Genomic DNA, 17,378 nt, shown 5'->3' on the forward strand with positions numbered 1-17,378 from the left:
GCTTACGGCGCGTAGTTCTGCGACTGGCGCGGCACGTAGCCGGTCAGGTGCCAGCGGCCGTCGTCGTCGAGGCGGAAGCTCAGCTTTTCGTACACGGTCGCACCGCTCGTCAGCGTCGTCGCGTAGTCGAGGTTCGCGTAAAGGCCGTCGGGCATCGCCGATGCGTTCTGGTAGCGAATGCGCGTGATCTGCGCCCAGCCGCGATGGCTGACCGTGCCGACCGACTGGCGTGCGCGCTGCATGTCCGATGCGAACTGGTCCGGCTTGATACGCACCTTCACGAACGCGGCGGAATCGGCCCATACCGCGCCGTACTGGCCGGCGTCGAGTTGCTTGAACACCGCGTCGGCGTCGCGCAGCAGCGTGTCCGCCGACTCGTCGCCGGATTGCGCGTGCGCACCGATCGCCAGCGACGCAATGGTGCAGCCGATCAGCCATTTCAGCGATTTCGCCCGGGAGGGATTCAGCAGTGCGTTCATGTCGGAGTCCGGGGAGGGCGGCGCGTCATGCGTCGCGATACAGTGACGCGATCGCGTTGGAATACGCGGCGACGTTGTCGGGGTTGTAGATGCTGACCGAGTCGAGCACATGCTTCGATTGCGCGCGGTACGCATCGAGGTTCGCGTCGTGCTGGTCGAACGCTTGCAGCAGCGCGCGGCCGCCGGCCTGGCAGTCGAAGTCCGGATAGAAATACCCGGCCTTGCCGAGGAACGGCGAGTTGTGGATCAGCGGATAGTCGCCGTACAGCAGTTCGTAGTACAGGTAGTTCTGCGCGTTTTCCCATGTGTGCGACACCACCGCGTCGCCGTAGGCCGCCATGAACTCGTAGACGGCGTAGCGGCTTTCGAACGTCGTGATCCCGTGGTTCACGATGTCGAGGCTCTTCGCGAAGTGGACGAACGTCGCGTGTTCCTTCAGGTGCAGCGTGTTGCACACGCGCACGAATTCGATGAACCCGGGCTTCGCGCGATAGGCCTCCTCGGTCACCAGCATCGGGATGATGCTGGTCTTCACCATGCAGATGTTCGGCTCGAACATCGTCACGCGCCAGCGCGGCTTGCCGGGCCGATAGCCGAACGACAAGCCGGCGCCGAGCGTCGCGCGGGCCTTGTCGAACAGCATCGGGTGCCAGATGTGCGGGACGATCGTCACCGGCGCGCGCAGGCCCGTCTCGTAATAGTGCAGGCACGAGCGCTCGAATTCCGGAATCGTCCACACCGCGTCGTACGGCGCGCCCGAGAACAGGAAGCCCGACGGCTTGTTGAACATCGCGCGTTCGATGTCGATCACGTAGTCGTTGCCGACCCGCATCGTAACGACCTTGCCGCCGCGGTCGCGGAACGCGCGCAGGTAGTCCGCGCCGAACTGCGCGCTCATTTCGATCAGCACGTCGCAGCGCTGCAGCGCTTCGTCCATCGACAGCAGCGGCACGTCCCATTCGCCGAGCATCATCTGCGGATCGGCGATCTGTTCGCCGCCGTTCACCATCACGGCTTCCGCGACGAGCGGCGACTGGCGCAGCAGCAGGATCAGCAGCAGGCAGTTCTGGAAGATCCCGTTTTCCCACAGCGACTGGCCGGTGCCGCGTACGTACAGCGACACGCCGACGACGAGACGCTTGCCGTCGCCGGGCGCTTGACGGGCATTGGAGTCCGACATGCGTATGCTCCGGTTCAGGCGACCAGGCGCGCGACGAACGCGTCCAGGTTCGCGGGGTTGTCGATCGAGACCGACTGCAGCAGCCGGCCGGCCTTCGCGCGATAGTCGTCGAGCCGCTCGTCGTGATGCTGCCACGCATCGAACAACGCGCGGCCGCCCGCGACCGAATCGAAATCCGGGTAGTAGTAGCCGGCGTCGCCGAGCAGCATCGAGTTGTGGATCAGCGGATAGCCGCCGTACAGCACGTCGTAGTACAGGTAGTTCTGCGGATTTTCCCAGTGGTGCGACACGACGGCGTCCGCATGGCGCGCCATGAAGCCCGGCAGGTCGATGCGCGGCTCGAAGGTCGCCTTGTGCTGGCGCACGAGGTCGAGGCTGTTCGCGAAGTGCACGAAGGTCGGATGTGCCTTCATGTGCATCGAGTTGACGACGAACAGGTGCTGCACCGCGTCCGGGTGCGCGCGATAGAACTCGTCGCACGCGAGCATCGGGTAATGGCAGGACTTCACCACCGAGATGTTCGGTTCGAGCGTCGCGAGACGCCACGGGCGGCGGCCGGGCCGATAGCCGAACGTTACGCCTTCGCTCGCCAGTGCGGCGATGCGGCGATCGAGGAAGTACGGCGACCACAGATGCGGAATCGTGTAGACCGGCGCGCGCGTGAGCGTGCGCAGCAACGGCACGTCGATCGTGTGCGACTTCTCGAGGACCCACACTTCGTCGAACTGCGTGCCGTTGAAGACGTGTCCCGACGGCTTCTCGAAGATCGGTGTTTCGGCCAGACCGCTGTAGGTGTGGCCGACGTAGCAGGCGACGAGCTTCGTGCCGAGCGCCTTCACGTGCCTGAGCCATTCGACCGGCAACTGGGCGCCCATCTCGATCACGACGTCGAGGTCGTGCGTGACGTCGGCGGGCTTCACGAGCGGTACGTCGAGGCCGTCGAGTTCGAGGCCGGTGGGCAGCGCGTTCGCGTCGCCGCCGTTCAGGAAGTAGACCGGGCCGACGCGGTCCGAGCGCTTGAGCATCATCGCGAGGTACGCGATGTTCTGGTGAATGCCGTTTTCCCAGATCGCCTGGCCGTCCCGTGCAAACAGCGAGATGCCGACGGCCGGCCGTTGCTTGCGGGTGCCGCCCGAGGCGGCTTGATTGATGTCCGTCACCGGTTGGTTTCCTCTGCGGCGTCGTGTGTCCGGCCGTGGCGTCGAGCGCCTGGCCTCGAAACGGCGCGCCGTGGATTGTCGTGGTTGCATTTGCGCCGGCGCGTGCCGGAAAGCGAGTCGGGCGACGCGGATCGCGGGGCGGCGGCCGGATCCCGGTGTGTCGTCGCGCGGGACCGGCACGGCGCGGGACGCGGGCGGAACGCGCAGGCAGCTGTCTGCGGCGATTGTGGCACGGAAGTCGCCGGTCTGTGGCGGGACATGACGAACTTTGACATAGCCACCGGTGACGGGGCCGAGGCCGCCGCGAAGCGGTGTCTGGAGAGGCCCGGCGGTCTGCCGGCGAGGCTCCGGTCCCGTGCCGGATCGGGCCGTCGAGTGCGGGCGCGGGCCGCGCCGGCCGGCTGCTCAGGGCTGCAACGAGATCTCGACGCGGCGGTTGCTCGCGCGGCCTTCGGCCGTCGCGTTGGACGCGACCGGATCGGCGCTGCCGCGGCCCGTGACCGACACGGCTTGCGCTTTCAGCCCGTGCGCCTTCAGGTAGCCCGCGACGGCTGCCGCGCGGCGCTTCGACAGCGCAAGGTTCGATGCGTCGCTACCGACCGAATCCGTATGGCCGGTGACTGTCACCTGCGCGTACGTGCGGTTTTCGCGATCGCCCAGCAGCGTGTCGAGCGATGCGCGTGCGGCCGGCGTGAGCGTGGCCAGGCCGGTCGCGAACAGCGCGTCGCCCGCGAGGTTCACGTGTTCGACCGCGGCGGGCGCGGGTGCCGGTTCGGTGGCCGACGCCGCTTGCGCCGGCGCGGCGCACTGGAAGACCAGCGTCGCGGGATCCGAGCCGTCGCGCAGCGCGCGGGCCGAATCGACCGGGTGCACCGGCTGGTCGCCGCAGATCTTGCGGGCGGCCTTCATGCAAGTCTGCGGGCCCGACAGCAGGCCGTGGCAATCGACCTGGAACGTGCGCACGCCGTCGCGCGGCTGCAGTTCGGATGCGCTGAAGGTCGGGCCGGATGCGGTCGTGCACGCGGCGAGTGCCATCGCGGAAAGGGCGAGTGCAAGAGCGAGTTTGTTCACCGTTACGTCCTCAAAGCTTGGGTTGACTGAAGCCCGCCGCGGGGGGCGCGGCGGGCTCGTCCTGCCGTCGTGGCCGCCGTGTGCCGGCCGGCTGGCGCGCCGGGCGGCGTGGCGGCGTGACGGGTTACTTCCACTGGTACAGCATGCCGGCGCCGATCACCTTCTGACCGCCGCTGAAGCCGCCGTTGATCGATGCCTTCAGGTTCTCCGTGATGCGCGCCTGCATGTTGACCGCCATCGCCTTCTGGCCGAGGAAGGTCGACGTGCCGACACCCATCCCGAAGTTGGCGTCGCGGTCGAGCTGCGGGATCGACGCCATCGCGCCGACGGCCGCGATACCCTGCTTCGCCATCTGGTCGGTCTGCTGCAGCTGCGAGCCCAGCGAGTTGATCTGCCCTTGCTGGTTCGACAGTGCCGTTGACAGCGTCGTCTGCACCTGCGTCAGCTGGTTCACGTTCACCGCGTCGGTGCCTTGCGTACCCGGCGCGACGTTCGTGATCTGGCGCTGCTGCGTGTCGCTGCCGACCGACACCACGTTCGAACGGCCGCCGTCATTCGAATTCGCGCCGATCGCCACCGAGTTCGAGCCGGCGGTCACGGTCGGGCGGTCAGTGCCGGTGCCGTTCATGTCCGCCGCGATGGCGTTGTTGTTCGCCGAGCGCGCCTGGCTCTGGTTGATCGTCGTCGTCAGTTGCGACACCTGGTCACCGAGGTTCGTCACGCCGGTCGACAACGAAGCCACCGTGCTGTTCGTCGAGCTCAGGCCGGTCGACAGCGAGCCGATGCCGGTCGAGGTCGACGTGGACAGAGACGTGAGGTTGCTGTTGGTCGAGCTGAGGCCCGTCGACAGCGAGTTGATCGCCGTTGAGGTCGACGTGGACAGAGACGTGAGGTTGCTGTTGGTCGAGCTGAGACCCGTGGACAGCGAACCGATGCCGGTCGACAGCGACGAGATGTTCGACGCGGTTGACGTCGACAGGCTGGTGATCGCCTGGTTCGTCGCGTTGAGCTGGCTGCCGTTGATCGCGTCCGTGCTGGTGGCCGACACCTGGCCTGCGGCGACGTTCGTGATCTGGCGTTCCTGCCCCGGCTGGCCGACGCTGACCACGCCCACCGGCGAACTGCCCGCGAAGAAGTACGTGACGCCGCCGATCGTGGCGCTCGAGGTGCCGACTGCCGTACCCGTGACCGAGTTCGCGCCGAGGGCGACCGAGTTCGCGACGTTGGCCGTGGCGTTCGTGCCGAAGGCGAGCGCATCCGCGGCGGTTGCCGATGCACCCGAGCCGTAGGCCTGGGCACCGGTCGCACTCGCGACCGCCTTGTTGCCGAGGGCGATCGTGTTGTCTGCGGTGGCCTGGTTCGAGCTGCCGAGGGCGAGCGCGCTGTCGCCGGTTGCGGTGTTGGCGTTGCCGAGCGCCACTGCGCCGCTGCCGGTCGCCGTGTCGTTTGCGCCCATTGCCACGGCGCCGGTGCCCGTTGCGACGCTCGGATCGCCGATCGCGACCGCGCCGTCGCCGCTCGCGGTGTTGCCGGAGCCGATCGACACCGCCTTGCCGCCGGTGGCCGATGCGTTCTGGCCGATTGCAACCGCGCCGGTCGATGCTGCGTTCGAGCCGTCGCCGACCGCGACGCTGCTGGCGCCTGCTGCGCTGGCGTTCACGCCGGCTGCGAGTGAGTTGATGCCGGTCGCGCCGTTGTTGGCGTAGTTGCCTTGCTGCGTACCGTTGTCGTTGACGCTGTAGTAGTGCGTCTTCGCAGCTTCGATCGCCGTCGAGGTCGAGGTGGACAGCGACGTGATCGAGCTGGTGGCCGACGACAGACCGGTCGAGGTCGAGGTGGACAGCGACAGGATCGTGCTGGTGGCCGTCGACAGACCAGTCGAGGTCGATGTCGACAACGAGTTGATCGAGCTGGTGGCCGACGACAGACCGGTCGAGGTCGACGTGGACAGCGAGCTGATCGAGCTGGTGGCCGATGAGAGGCCGGTCGACGTGGAGGTCGACAGCGAAGCGACCGAACTGTCGGTCGAGCTCAGGCCCGTGGACAACGACGTGACGCTGCTCGCGGTCGACGTGGACAGCGATGTGAGCGAGCTGTTGGTCGAGGACAGGCCGGTGGACAGCGAACCGATCGAGCTGGTGGCCGACGACAGGCCCGTGGAGGTCGAAGTCGACAGCGACGAGATCGAGCTGGTTGCCGACGAGAGGCCAGTCGACGTGGAGGTCGACAGCGAAGCGACGGAGCTATCGGTTGAGCTCAAACCGGTGGACAGCGAGGTGATGCCGGTCGAGGTCGATGTGGACAGCGAACTGATCGAGCTGGTTGACGATGAGAGGCCAGTCGACGTGGACGTCGACAGCGAAGCGACCGAACTGTCGGTCGAGCTGAGGCCGGTGGACAACGAGTTGATACCGGTCGAGGTCGAAGTCGACAGCGAACTGATCGAGCTGGTGGCTGACGAGAGGCCAGTCGACGTGGAAGTCGACAGCGAAGCGACGGAGCTATCGGTCGAGCTGAGGCCGGTGGACAACGAGTTGATACCGGTCGAGGTCGACGTGGACAGCGAGCTGATCGAGCTGGTTGCCGACGAGAGACCCGTCGACGTGGAAGTCGAGAGCGACATCACCGTGCTGTCGGTCGAGCTCAGGCCGGTGGACAGCGAGTTGATGCCGGTCGAAGTCGAGGTGGACAGCGAGCTGATCGAACTGGTTGCCGATGACAGGCCAGTCGACGTGGAAGTCGACAGCGAAGCGACGGAGCTATCGGTTGAACTCAGGCCGGTCGACAGCGAATTGATGCCAGTCGAGGTCGAGGTGGACAGCGAGTTGATGCCGGTCGAGGTCGAAGTCGACAGCGAGCTGATCGAGCTGGTGGCCGACGAGAGGCCAGTCGACGTGGAAGTCGACAGCGACGTCACCGAACTATCGGTCGAGCTGAGGCCGGTGGACAGCGAGTTGATCCCGGTCGAGGTCGAGGTGGACAGCGACGTGATCGAGCTGGTTGCCGACGAGAGCCCCGTCGACGTGGAGGTCGACAGCGACGTCACCGTGCTATCGGTCGAGCTGAGGCCCGTCGACAACGAGTTGATACCGGTCGAGGTCGACGTGGAGAGCGACGAGATCGAGCTGGTCGCCGATGACAGGCCGGTCGATGCGGAGGTCGAGAGCGAAGCGACCGAACTGTCGGTCGAGCTGAGGCCGGTCGACAGCGAGTTGATACCCGTCGAAGTCGACGTGGAGAGCGACGAGATCGAGCTGGTTGCCGACGAGAGGCCAGTCGACGTGGAGGTCGAAAGCGATGTCACCGTGCTGTCGGTCGAGCTGAGGCCGGTGGACAGCGAGTTGATGCCGGTCGAAGTCGAGGTGGACAGCGAGCTGATCGAACTGGTTGCCGATGACAGGCCGGTCGACGTGGAAGTCGACAGGGAAGCCACCGAACTATCGGTCGAGCTGAGGCCCGTCGACAGCGAGTTAATACCGCTCGAGGTCGAGGTGGACAGTGAGCTGATCGAGCTGGTTGCCGACGAGAGGCCAGTCGACGTGGAGGTCGACAGCGACGTCACCGAACTATCGGTCGAGCTGAGGCCGGTCGACAGCGAGTTGATACCGGTCGAGGTCGACGTGGACAGCGACGTGATCGAGCTGGTTGCCGACGAGAGGCCAGTCGACGTGGAAGTCGACAGCGAAGCGACGGAGCTATCGGTCGAGCTCAGGCCGGTGGACAACGAGTTGATACCGGTCGAGGTTGATGTGGATAGCGAAATGATCGAACTGGTTGCCGACGAGAGGCCAGTCGACGTGGAAGTCGACAGCGAAGCGACGGAGCTATCGGTCGAGCTGAGGCCCGTCGACAGCGAGTTGATACCGGTCGAGGTCGACGTGGACAGTGAGCTGATCGAGCTGGTTGACGATGAGAGGCCAGTCGACGTGGACGTCGACAGCGAAGCGACCGAACTGTCGGTCGAACTGAGGCCGGTCGACAGCGAGTTGATGCCGGTCGAGGTCGAAGTCGACAGCGAGCTGATTGAGCTGGTTGCTGACGAGAGGCCAGTCGACGTGGAAGTCGACAGCGAAGCGACGGAGCTATCGGTCGAGCTGAGGCCGGTGGACAACGAGTTGATACCGGTCGAGGTCGACGTGGACAGCGAGCTGATCGAGCTGGTTGCCGACGAGAGACCCGTCGACGTGGAAGTCGAGAGCGACATCACCGTGCTGTCGGTCGAGCTCAGGCCGGTGGACAGCGAGCTGATCGAACTGGTTGCCGATGACAGGCCAGTCGACGTGGACGTCGACAGCGAAGCGACGGAGCTATCGGTTGAACTCAGGCCGGTCGACAGCGAATTGATGCCAGTCGAGGTCGAGGTGGACAGCGAGTTGATGCCGGTCGAGGTCGAAGTCGACAGCGAGCTGATCGAGCTGGTGGCCGACGACAGGCCGGTCGACGTGGAAGTCGACAGCGAAGCGACGGAGCTATCGGTCGAGCTGAGGCCGGTGGACAACGAGTTGATACCGGTCGAGGTCGACGTGGAGAGCGACGAGATCGAGCTGGTTGCCGACGAGAGGCCAGTCGACGTGGAGGTCGACAGCGACGTCACCGAACTATCGGTCGAGCTGAGGCCCGTCGACAGCGAGTTGATACCGGTCGAGGTCGACGTGGAGAGCGACGTGATCGAGCTGGTTGCCGACGAGAGGCCAGTCGACGTGGAGGTCGAGAGCGACGTCACCGAACTATCGGTCGAGCTGAGGCCGGTCGACAGCGAGTTGATACCGGTCGAGGTCGACGTGGACAGCGAGCTAATCGAGCTGTTGGCCGACGAAAGGCCGGTCGACGTGGAGGTCGACAGCGAAGCGACCGAACTGTCGGTCGAGCTGAGGCCCGTCGACAGCGAGTTGATACCGGTCGAAGTCGACGTGGACAGCGAGGAGATCGAGCTATTTGCCGACGACAAACCCGTCGACGTGGAAGTCGAGAGGGAAGCGACGGAGCTGTTCGTCGAGCTAAGGCCAGTCGAAGTGGACGTGGACAGCGACGAGATTGAGCTATTCGCTGACGACAGACCGGTCGATGTGGACGACGAAAGCGAAGCAACCGAGCTGTTGGTCGAGCTCAGGCCCGTGGACAGCGAGTTGATGCCGGTCGAAGTGGACGTGGACAGCGACGAAATCGAGCTGGTTGCCGACGACAGACCGGTCGACGTCGAAGTCGACAGCGAAGCGACCGAACTATCGGTGGAACTCAGGCCCGTCGACAACGAAGTGATGCCGGTCGACAGCGACGCGATTGCGCTACTGGACGACGACACCGTCGTCGACAGCGAATCCACGACCGAATTGGTCGCGAAGAGCTGGGAGCCGTTGATCGCGTCGGTGCTGGTGGCCGTGATTTGCCCCGCCGCGACGTTGGTGATCTGGCGCGAGGTGTTCGTGCTTGCGTCGCCGACACTGACGACGCTGCTCGGATTGCCGCCCGCGAATGTGCTCGTCACGCCGCCGACGGTACCGGTCGGCGTAGGGTTCGGGGTTCCGGTGACGGAGCCGCTGCCGAGCGCGACATCGCCGGTGTTGTTGGCGACCGCATTCGGACCGATCGCGACCGAGTCGGTGCCGAGTGCCTTGCTGTCCGTGCCCGTCGAATTTGCGTGGAAGTACTTGATGCCCTGGTTGTTGATGCTGTCGATTGCCGAGCCAACGCTGTTGGCGGTCGACGTCGTGCCGTTCGAGTTGTACGTGGTGTACGACGGAGCGGAGACCGTACCGGTTGCCGGGTTGTAGCTGGCACCGCCGCCGAGTGCTGCGGCGGTGCTGGTGCCGAGATTGTCGGTCTTGGTCGCGACCGTGCTGAGGCCGGTGGACAGCGAACCGATCGAGCTGTTAGCCGACGAGAGGCCGGTCGACGTGGACGTGGACAACGAAAGGACGGTGCTGTTGGTCGAGCTGAGGCCGGTAGACAGCGAACCGATCGAACTATTGGCCGACGAGAGACCGGTCGACGTAGACGACGAAAGCGACGCAACCGAGCTATTGGTCGAACTCAGTCCCGTGGACAGCGAGTTGATACCCGTCGACGTCGAGGTGGAGAGCGACGTGATCGAGCTGGTGGCGGAGGAGAGACCGGTCGACGTGGACGACGAAAGCGAACTAACCGAGCTATTGGTCGAACTCAGTCCCGTGGACAGCGAGTTGATACCGGTCGAAGTCGACGTGGACAACGACGTGATCGAGCTATTCGCCGACGAGAGACCGGTCGACGTGGAAGACGAAAGCGAAGTAACCGAGCTGTTGGTCGCACTCAGGCCCGTCGACAGTGAGTTGATGCCAGTCGAGGTCGAGGTGGAGAGCGACGTGATCGAGCTGTTAGCCGACGACAGGCCCGTCGACGTGGACGACGAAAGCGACGTCACCGAACTATTGGTCGAACTCAGTCCCGTGGACAGCGAGTTGATACCCGTCGAGGTCGAGGTGGACAACGACGTGATCGAGCTGTTTGCCGACGAGAGACCGGTCGACGTGGAAGACGAAAGCGAAGTAACCGAGCTGTTGGTCGCACTCAGGCCGGTGGACAGCGAGTTGATACCGGTCGAGGTCGAGGTGGAGAGCGACGTGATCGAGCTGTTAGCCGAAGACAGACCCGTCGAAGTCGAGGTGGACAACGACGTGATCGAGCTGTTTGCCGACGAGAGACCGGTCGACGTGGACGACGAAAGCGAAGTAACCGAGCTGTTGGTCGAGCTCAGGCCCGTCGACAGCGAGTTGATGCCCGTCGAAGTCGAGGTGGACAGCGACGCGATCGAGCTATTAGCCGACGAGAGACCGGTCGACGTAGACGACGAAAGCGACGTCACGGAGCTGTTTGTCGAGCTCAGGCCCGTCGACAGCGAGTTGATGCCCGTCGAAGTCGAGGTCGACAGCGACGTGATCGAGCTGTTGGCCGAGGAGAGACCGGTCGACGTGGAAGACGAGAGCGAAGTAACCGAGCTGTTGGTCGCACTCAGGCCCGTCGACAGCGAGTTGATGCCAGTCGAAGTCGAGGTGGAGAGCGACGTGATTGAACTGTTAGCAGATGACAGACCCGTCGAAGTCGAGGTGGACAACGACGTGATCGAGCTATTCGTCGACGACAGACCGGTCGATGTGGACGACGAAAGCGACGTCACCGAGCTGTTGGTCGAGCTGAGGCCGGTCGACAGCGAGTTGATACCGGTCGAGGTCGAGGTGGAAAGCGACGTGATCGAGCTGTTCGCCGACGAGAGACCCGTCGACGTAGACGACGAAAGCGACGTAACCGAGCTGTTGGTCGCACTCAGGCCGGTCGACAGCGAGTTGATGCCCGTCGAAGTCGAGGTGGAAAGCGACGTGATCGAGCTGTTCGCCGACGAGAGACCGGTCGACGTGGAAGACGAAAGCGAAGTTAACGAACTCTTGGTCGCGCTCAGGCCCGTCGACAGGGAGCTGATACCCGTCGAAGTCGAGGTGGAGAGCGACGCAACCGAGCTGTTGGTCGAACTCAGGCCGGTGGACAGCGAGTTGATGCCGGTTGAAGCGGACGTGGACAGCGACGTGATCGAGCTATTCGCCGACGAGAGCCCCGTCGACGTGGAGGACGACAGCGAAGTAACTGCGCTGTTGGTTGAGCTCAGACCCGTCGAAAGCGAGCTGATACCGGTCGAGGTCGACGTGGACAGCGACGTGATCGCGCTATTCGCCGACGAAAGCCCCGTCGACGCCGACGACGACAGGCTGCTGATCGCGCTCGTCGTCACGCTCATGCCGGTGCTGAGCTGGGACACGGTGACGGCGTCCTGCGGTGCCGACCCGTCGGCGACGTTCGTGATGCGACGCAGCGCCGTCGAACTGCCGACCGACACTTCCGACAGCGGCGCGGTGCTGCCCGTCAGGTAGCCCGTGCCCGTCGGTGCTGCCGTGCCGGTTACGCTGCCCGCGCCGATTGCGACGCTGGATGCATAGTTGGCCGTGCCGCCGAGCGCCAGCGCATTGGTGCCCGTTGCCGTCGCGCCGTTGCCGATGGCGGATGCGCCAGAGCCGGCTGCGGTGGCAGCCGAACCGAGCGCCGTACCGTTGGTACCTGCCGCCGTGACGGTTGCGTTCGCGCCGATCGCGATACCCGAGGTGGTCGCCGCGTTGACGTTCGAGTACCGGCCTACCGCGATCGCGTTGGTGCCTGCCGCTACGGCGCCACCCAGCCCGGAACTGTTGCCTCCGCCGAGTGCGACCGAACTGCTGCCCGATGCCGTGGTGTCGTTGCCGACCGCCGTAGCGCCGATATTGAGCGCATTCGAGCCGGAGCCGATGCCGATCGCGCTCGACCCGGTCGCCACGGAACGCTGGCCGAACGCCTGTGAATAGCTGCCCGATGCGGTCGCGTTTGCGCCGATCGCGATCGACGTTGCGCCGCTGGCCGTCGTCGTGCTGCCCGAGTTGCCGCCGATGGCGATCGCTTGAGCGCCCGAGGCCACGACGGAGCCACCAGCGCCGCCCGTGCTGTATTGCGCGTGCGCGACGTTGCCGACGGTCGCCCCCGCTACGAGCGCAACGGTTGCCACGGCCTTTACGACGGCGGACTTGTTCGGCTTGCCCCGTGCCGAATCGTGTTCGGATGCCGCGACCCAGGCGCCAAGGGCTTCGTTCCAGATCGAGCGGTACGTGCGGTTCATGTCCTGCTACCTCCAAATAAGCACGCAACACACTGGTCTATTTCGTTAGATGAATGTGCCGTGCGCTCGCGCGAATCTTAAAATTGATGGGCGGAGTTTATTGGAGGAGGTTTTGGGAGACTGACAAACAGTGAAAAATGAGATGATTTGAAAGTTAAAAGATAGTTAATACATCGTGTCTTGATGTATTTGCTTGTAATTAGTATGAAAAAAATAAGAATGCTAAGTGTATGATTGTGTGTGGTGCGAGCGAAGAGAATTAAATGTATAAAAATCAATGTGTTGCGTGTGTTTTGTGTGGCGGGCCACATATCTAGAATCTTAAAAAGTAAGACAAATGAAATTGCAAACGTTTGCGCGCACGCTCAAACTTTCACCATTGTAATATTTCGGATGCCGCTAATTCGGATGTGCTTGGCTGGCTCGTTAATTTGTTAATTTTGGATTTATTAACAAATTTTATTTTGATTTTATGATTCAGAATGAAATCAAATAAACGCGAAAAGACGTTCTTTGGGCTATGCCGATTTGCGCATCTGGGTTGCCGTATTCGCCCGTGGGGCGGGCGTCTCGCGGCGGCCCGCTTCATGAAATTGTAAAAAAGTGAAACAGAGTCGCCGGCCTTTCTGTAAACGTTTCATTTCCGAATCCGTCCTATTGACGAGATTTCGGATGGTGGATTGGGGGCGAATTAGACGCGGGAGTCAGACGGCCCCCGCGAGCCAGGCTCGCAATCGCAGCCGTGGCGGTGCGTACGATCGCCCGTCGCAGCGGTCGGCGCGCAATCGCGAACGCCGGCGGGCGTGCCGGAAATGTCAGATCGCGGGTGCGACGACGTGTCCCGGTCCGCGGGGAGGCGGGCAGGCGTGCCGGAAGACGAGGGGAAAGGGGATCGGTTGAAAGGCGACGCGCACCGCTCCGGATGCGCGGTCGGAGCGCTGCCGTGCGCTCCAGCCCGCGCAACCTCTTGCCAGGTGCCGCGACGTTATTTCCGCAGGAATCGCAGCGCGAGGCGCGCGATGCGCGGCACGAACATTGGGCGCAGCAGCCGTTTGTCGTATCCCGCCATGCGTCGGTCGTTCTCGCTGAGGCACAGCTCGATCAGTTCGCGCGGGTTCAGCGCATCGCCAATGTCCGCGGTGCTCGACGCGGGAAAGTTCGCGTCGTGCGCGACGCCGTCGGCGTCGATGCCGCGCGCGATCCTGATGCGCTCCCGGATCAGGACCGTCCACACGGCCGCGACGCGTGCGAAGAACCACGGCCGCCGCCACCACGGCAAATTGCGCCAGTACCACGCGTACCAGTTCACGAAGAACAGGATGTGCCGGCCTTCTTCCTGGATCACGGGCTCGAAGGTGTCGACGAGTTCGGGCGGGAAATAGCCGGAGCGCTGCGCGGAGCGGAACAGGCCGAACGCGAAGAAGCTGTCGATGCATTCGCTGAAGCCGGTCATCATCCACGACCACTCGGGGTCCGTCGGTGCCGGATAGGCTGGTTCGGGGGCGAGCTTGATGCCGTATGCGTTGACCAGCTTCGACAGCACGACCTTGTGACGTGCCTCCTCGCCGCCGTCCATCTCGAGCGCGCTGCGCAGCAGCGGATCGTCGACGGTGGCCGCGAAGGTGGCGACGCGGATCGACGCGCGGCCTTCGGTTTGCACGGCGATGTCCCAGATCGGCAGCGACGTGAGTCGCTTGAGCTCGTCAGGCTTGAGCGGTGGCCAGTCGATGACGGCCGGCTTGTACGGGTTGTGTGTATCGAGCAGCATGCGGCAGAACATCTGCCTGTGCGCATCGGAACCGATCCTGACCGGACCTCGGCTCTCGAAGGTCCAGTTGCGCATGGCGTGATCTGCCGCTGCATGGTCTTCCTGCAGCGTGTCGGACATGGCTGTTGTTATGCGATTACGAGATGAAAGATTCTTGCATAGCTCGCGTAATCGCGTATTTTCGTGCGGCCCCGTACAGCCGCACCCTGCACTCAGGCCTGGGTGTCGACCCAGAGGCGCCCCCAGCGGGACGCATAGGCGAGCGCGTGTTCCTCTTCAAAGAAGAAATCGATCGCGTCGAACGACACGGCGTGCGGCGACGGGCCGCCGCTCGCCTTCTCGATCGTCAGGTTGGCGGCGAACAGCCCGTTCGGCAGCCGGGCAGCAGCGGGGGCGACTTCATAGCCCTTGTAGCGGATCGTGCGGTTCATGGCGTGCGCGCAGAGGGTTCGGGCTTTCAGCGTACGAAAACGCGCGGCCCGCGTGAACCAATCTTTCGGCCAATGCTAATCACGTGACGAGCCGTATCGTTATCGGCGCGGGACGGCGGGCATGGAACGGGATGGATGCGTGAGCGCGATTCGCGCCGGACCTGCGGACACGCGCCGCCCGCGCGCGGCGAACGTCGTCGACCGGGCGCGGGTGGCGGGAAGGCTGGGGTTACGTGTGGTTGGCGATCTTCAGCACGGGCGCGAGCGCGTCGACCGATGCGGCATGCGTGGCCGCGCGATGCGATGCGAACGCGAGCGCGAATTCGGCCGCCTGCGAGCCGACGGTCTCGAGCTGTGCGACGACCTTCGGATCCGAGCAGCTGTCGGCGCTGTCGAAGCGCGTTTCGAGCGTGTTCACGGTGGCGCCGAACGGGGTCGGCCAGCCGCGCAGGGCGTGGACGATCGAGCGCAGCGACGTCAGCACGGTGCCGGCCGCTTGCCAGCCGTACGCCGTGACGATCAGGCCGACCGCGCGACCGTCGAGATACGGGCGCTCGTCGGCGCGCAGTTCCTCGAGCGTGTCGAGCGCGTTCTTCACGAGGCCGGACACGCCGCCGTGGTAGCCGGGCGTCGCGATGATGATCGCGTCGGCTTCGCGCACGGTGTCGATCAGCTCGCGCTGCGCGTCGGTCAGTGTTTTGTGTTCGGGCGCGTAGTGCGGCAGCGTATGCAGGAACGGGCCGTCGAACAGGCGCGTGCGTGCGCCGGCGGCTTGCGCGCCGCGCAGCGCGAACGACAGCGCGCGCTCGGTCGACGACGCGGCTCGGGTGGTGCCGCCGATGCCGACAACGAACGGTCGGCGGTGTTGATCGAATGCAGTCAAGGGGCGCTCCTCGGAATGGCTTGCCCGGCTAAGCACAGGCTTAAAACCAAATGGTAACGACCCCGCCGCCACTCTGAAAACGACTTTTCGTTCTATCGATATGCCGTGCGCGAGGGGCAATCGTGCGAGCGGTGACGCAGATGGATAGCAGAATTGCTTGGTTGGGACGGCCTGCCGTGCTCGATAAGATGGGCCCGTCTCCTCCATGATGTTGTCTCTACTGACATGGGTTGGCCCCGCCGCGCGGATGCAGGCGGGGCTTTTTTTCGTCCGGCGCAGAAAAGAGGGCGCGATGCATGGCGCGCGCCGCGCCGCGCTCGCCCGCCCGTCCGGCCCGGTGCGTCAGCCGAACACCGGCCGGAAGAAGCTGCGTTCGTAGCTGACGATGCAGCGCGTTTCCTCCGCGTAGCGGAACGCGGCCTGGCAGGCCGGATCGTCCTTCGAGCGTTCGCGGTAGCGCTCGTATTCGGCGAGGCTCGGGAACGAGAACATCGCGAGCGCAATGTCGTTCGCGCCTTCGGACGGCAGGAAGTAGCCGTGATGCGTGCCGCCGAATTGCTCGACGAGCGGGATCCACATCTTGCCGTAGATTTCGAACTGCTCGAGTTTGTACGGATCGATGACGTAGCGAAGGAAGCAGGTGACCATGGTCGCTCGCGGTGCGGTGAAGGATCAGCGAGTCTGGATCGCGTCGCCGAGCGTGTCAACGACGCAGCAGCGGCACGCGTGCTGAAGACGCGCCGCGCATTGCTTGCGTGAACAACGATCGGTGTTTTCAGGCGCAGCGACGAAGCCAGGGATGGCGCAAACATGCTTGCCATCGCTGCGTCGTGCCGCTTCGATACCGCGCGATTTTTACGACATTTTTTCTTGCGACGCCCGCCGGCGCGCTCCTAGACTTCGGTCATCCTGACCACGGAGCGCTGCCATGTCGATATCCCGGAACACGATCGCCGAACGTTCACCCGCCGCGCCGCCTTTCGTGCGCGCCGACCGGGTCGTCGTGCGGCGCTTCGATCCGGCGTTCGACAGTTACGCGCGGCTCACCGCGCTGCTGCATCGCGCGTTCGCGCGGCTCGGTGCGATGGGGCTCAACTGCACGTGCGTCGACCAGGACGAGGGCGTCACGCGGCGCCGCGCGGAAGCGGGCGAGTGTTATGTCGCGGTGTCCGGCGGCCGCGTGGTCGGCACGATGACGCTCTACGCCACGGATTCGTCGTCGGCGTGCTCGCTGTACCGTCACGACGGCGTCGCGAGCGTGCGGCAGGTGGCCGTCGATCCCGACTGGCAAGGCGGCGGGATCGGCGCGACGCTGCTGGCGTTTGCCGGGCAGTGGGCCGCGTTGCGCGGCTATTCGTTGCTCGCACTCGATACGCCGCATCCCGCGTCGCATCTGCTGGCGTTCTATCGGGCCCAAGGCTTCGACGTCGTCGATATCGTGCGTTTCGCCGGCAAGCGCTACGACAGCGCGATCCTGTGCAAGCGCCCGGTCGTATTGCTCGCGCGTTGCATGTCGCCGGGATCGCGGCTGATCGTGCGGCATGTCGCGATCGCGCATGCGCGGGCGCCGCGTGCCGTCGCGCGGGCCCGGGCTCGCGCCGATGGGCGCTTGCGCCGAAGCGTGCGTGCCGCGGCAATGGGCGCGGCCGGTGCGGCCAGCTGCCGGTCGTCGCCGTGGCGGGCGCGTCAGCACGGTCGCGTCGCGGCCCGATAGGCGCGCGGCACCGAGGCGTTT

10 protein-coding genes are annotated in these 17,378 nt (G+C 64.7%); 1 reads left to right on the forward strand and 9 read right to left on the reverse strand.

Going from position 1 to position 17,378, the window contains the following annotated elements:
• Nucleotides 1-2: 2 nt before the first annotated feature.
• The 9 genes from GEM_RS16205 to GEM_RS16260 all read right to left on the reverse strand — a co-directional run bounded on the left by GEM_RS16205 (nt 3) and on the right by GEM_RS16260 (nt 16,291).
• The gene (locus tag GEM_RS16205; protein ID WP_014898438.1) at nt 3-479 is read right to left on the reverse strand and encodes a DUF4019 domain-containing protein; all 477 of its coding nucleotides are present in this window, start codon (nt 477-479) and stop codon (nt 3-5) included.
• A 25-nt stretch (nt 480-504) separates the two neighbouring features.
• A complete protein-coding gene (locus GEM_RS16210; RefSeq protein WP_014898439.1) occupies nt 505-1,659 on the reverse strand; it encodes a DUF2827 domain-containing protein in 1,155 nt (384 codons plus the stop codon).
• A gap of 14 nt (nt 1,660-1,673) precedes the next feature.
• The gene (locus tag GEM_RS16215) at nt 1,674-2,819 is read right to left on the reverse strand and encodes a DUF2827 domain-containing protein (RefSeq protein ID WP_014898440.1); all 1,146 of its coding nucleotides are present in this window, start codon (nt 2,817-2,819) and stop codon (nt 1,674-1,676) included.
• A gap of 405 nt (nt 2,820-3,224) precedes the next feature.
• Entirely contained in the window at nt 3,225-3,890 is a 666-nt protein-coding gene (locus GEM_RS16220) for an OmpA family protein (RefSeq protein ID WP_014898441.1), read from the reverse strand.
• A gap of 124 nt (nt 3,891-4,014) precedes the next feature.
• On the reverse strand, nt 4,015-12,561 hold the full coding sequence (locus GEM_RS31305; RefSeq protein ID WP_148283918.1) for a YadA-like family protein: 8,547 nt from the start codon (nt 12,559-12,561) through the stop codon (nt 4,015-4,017).
• 985 nt (nt 12,562-13,546) lie between these two features.
• Nucleotides 13,547-14,449, reverse strand: coding sequence for a hypothetical protein (locus GEM_RS16245; RefSeq protein WP_014898446.1), 903 nt, complete (start codon nt 14,447-14,449; stop codon nt 13,547-13,549).
• Nucleotides 14,450-14,541: 92 nt separating this feature from the next.
• Nucleotides 14,542-14,760, reverse strand: coding sequence for a hypothetical protein (locus tag GEM_RS16250; RefSeq protein WP_014898447.1), 219 nt, complete (start codon nt 14,758-14,760; stop codon nt 14,542-14,544).
• Between the two features lie 229 nt (nt 14,761-14,989).
• A complete protein-coding gene (locus GEM_RS16255; protein WP_014898448.1) occupies nt 14,990-15,643 on the reverse strand; it encodes an NADPH-dependent FMN reductase in 654 nt (217 codons plus the stop codon).
• A 342-nt stretch (nt 15,644-15,985) separates the two neighbouring features.
• Nucleotides 15,986-16,291 (reverse strand): NIPSNAP family protein, encoded by a 306-nt coding sequence (locus GEM_RS16260; protein ID WP_014898449.1) that lies wholly within the window; start codon nt 16,289-16,291, stop codon nt 15,986-15,988.
• A 280-nt stretch (nt 16,292-16,571) separates the two neighbouring features.
• Here GEM_RS16260 and GEM_RS16265 point away from each other — a divergent pair, with 280 nt between their 5' ends.
• On the forward strand, nt 16,572-17,357 hold the full coding sequence (locus tag GEM_RS16265; RefSeq protein WP_014898450.1) for a GNAT family N-acetyltransferase: 786 nt from the start codon (nt 16,572-16,574) through the stop codon (nt 17,355-17,357).
• The last annotated feature ends 21 nt before the right edge of the window (nt 17,358-17,378 follow it).

Origin of the sequence: Burkholderia cepacia GG4 (genome assembly GCF_000292915.1) — a bacterium.
Classification (GTDB): domain Bacteria; phylum Pseudomonadota; class Gammaproteobacteria; order Burkholderiales; family Burkholderiaceae; genus Burkholderia; species Burkholderia cepacia_D.